Source organism: Spirochaetota bacterium, assembly GCA_026414805.1.
Lineage (GTDB): Bacteria > Spirochaetota > UBA4802 > UBA4802 > UB4802 > UBA4802.
On record JAOAIH010000138.1, the window covers coordinates 1 to 2,153 of the forward strand.

The 2,153-nt window shown below is 33.2% G+C and carries 2 protein-coding genes; both read right to left on the bottom strand.

The window, feature by feature from the left end; translation table 11 throughout:
* Positions 1–133 precede the first annotated feature (133 nt).
* The gene (locus tag N3F66_14965; protein ID MCX8125448.1) at positions 134–814 is read right to left on the bottom strand and encodes a hypothetical protein; all 681 of its coding nucleotides are present in this window, start codon (positions 812–814) and stop codon (positions 134–136) included.
* Positions 815–856: 42 nt separating this feature from the next.
* Positions 857–2,153: C39 family peptidase (locus tag N3F66_14970; protein MCX8125449.1), on the bottom strand; the 1,297-nt coding region annotated here is incomplete at its 5' end.

A 2,153-nucleotide genomic window follows, 5' to 3' on the forward strand; every position in this document is an offset into this window, starting at 1 on the left:
CTATTGCCACAGTGCACGTATCATGCAGAGATTTATACTCATGAACTAGCGTACTTCTTTTTCTTATGACTTAAAATTATTTTTTTTATGCAAATGATTTACCAACAAATACAATTATTTACTTAAAAATGTTTTATTCCTCATCAATCCGTCTTGCTTTTATTTCACTTATACCTGTATCTTTATACTTTGTTCCTGGATATATTTCCTTAATAATAAGCTTACCTATACATAAAAAACTACTAACTGGACCATGTAGTGGTTTTTGTTTAGGTTTAAATCTTATTCTAAATCGTTGAGGTTCAAAAATATCTTTCAACTCAATTTCAAATGTAGAATTTAATATCGGCACTTGCTCAGATACTACCCAGGGATCTATTTGTCTTATTGATACTTCCGATTCATAAACTTCTAATGTAGCCTTTTTAATTCTGTTATTCATTTTAAACAACTTTTCATTTTTAGCCACACCATTTACAATGATTATGTCAACTATGATAAATTTATTATTATCAAAATCACCATAACTTGGTATAGAACCAAAATTTAAATTAAACATTATATATTCTCCAATTCCATCTCCTTCAATTCCTTCTACCCATGCAGTGTCTTTATTGCCATCTATTGCTTTTTTTGCACTATAAAAATCTTTTGGTAATCCTTTTTCTACCAATTCTGAACTTGCTATTGGTTCATCTGTATATACTATATGATCAAAAATCTCCCTTATATCCTTTTGCTTGCCACTAGTTATAGAAATACTCAATGTTGCCACCATTAATGTTATACATGCGATAATTGTCCTAATATCCATTTTTTATCCTCCTTTACTATCTCATTTTTTTTAAGATCTATACTATCGTATATACGCAAACCACTTTTTACCTATACTATATTTTCCATATTTATAATGCACAAACTCACCATTTGTGTCTTTATATCCTGTGTTTGCATTACCATACGGATCATGAACTATCCATCCATTACTATCATATCCTACAATTGTTACTATATGTCCATTAGGGAAATCCCCACTTACTATAACAGGTTTGTTCTGATCAATGAGTTTTTTTACTTCCTTTTCAAAATCATATTTATTTGCATCTTTAATTTCTACTATATAATTAGTGTTATAGTTTTCATTTATATAATCAAATATTGTTCTGTATACTATACCTGTATTATACCATAATTTTTTACCTCCTACATTCTTTATTTTAGCAATCTCATACAACCTATCTTCATACTGCTTTGTCCCATTCTTCACATCAATCCCTTTATGATCCATTACCATTGCTAATGATGTCAAATTACACATATTATTCCCATTTACAATTCCATCTTTAGTTTCATTGTCCCGCTGACTGTAATACTTAACTCCTTTTATTACTTTCTCATCTTTTACTAATCCTATCATACATAAAATTGAATTAATTAAGGGTTCTATCCCTGCTTTATTAATAATGACAACTTCATCGTTTTTCTTCTTATCTGTTAATTCTATTTTCTTTTTCTCCTCTATTGCCAACCGTCTTTTTGCTATCTCTTCCTCCAACTGTGTGGTATCACACCCTGCCTGTTTCAAAGCCCATATTTTTGCATCGGTTACCTCCTTGCTGTCTTTATAAAAATCTTGTAGTATTTCCTTTACCTTTTGCTTCCCAAATTCCTCTACTGCTTTTGATGTTTCTTCTAATTTTATTATCTTGTTGATAAGGATCTCCTGATCCGTCTTTAAGCCTTCCCCCTGTACCCAGTTTATTATCCGCTGGCCTATTGTGCCTACTACCTCTCCTATTGTCAATATCCCTTTGTCTAGCAACTCATATATCCCATCTACTGCACTGCCAAGTATACTGCCTGCCTTTCGCAATCCTAACCATGCAAGTCCAAGCAGTATCTCCTTCTTCTCCATTTCCTCCATAGCCTTACGAGCACTTTGGGCTTGCTTTTGTCCTATATCCTTTAAATACCCGCTTACCTTTGCTTGCGCATAGTCTATCAGCGTGTACTGGGTCTTTGCCCAGTTTTGCTCTACCATCATATCCCCAAACGACTTGCCTTTACCCTTTCCGTACCACATTCCGCTTGCTGCAAGCAGCATATTCTCAAGTGTGCTTTCCACAAAGCGTTGCACCACCAGTGTGGTATTT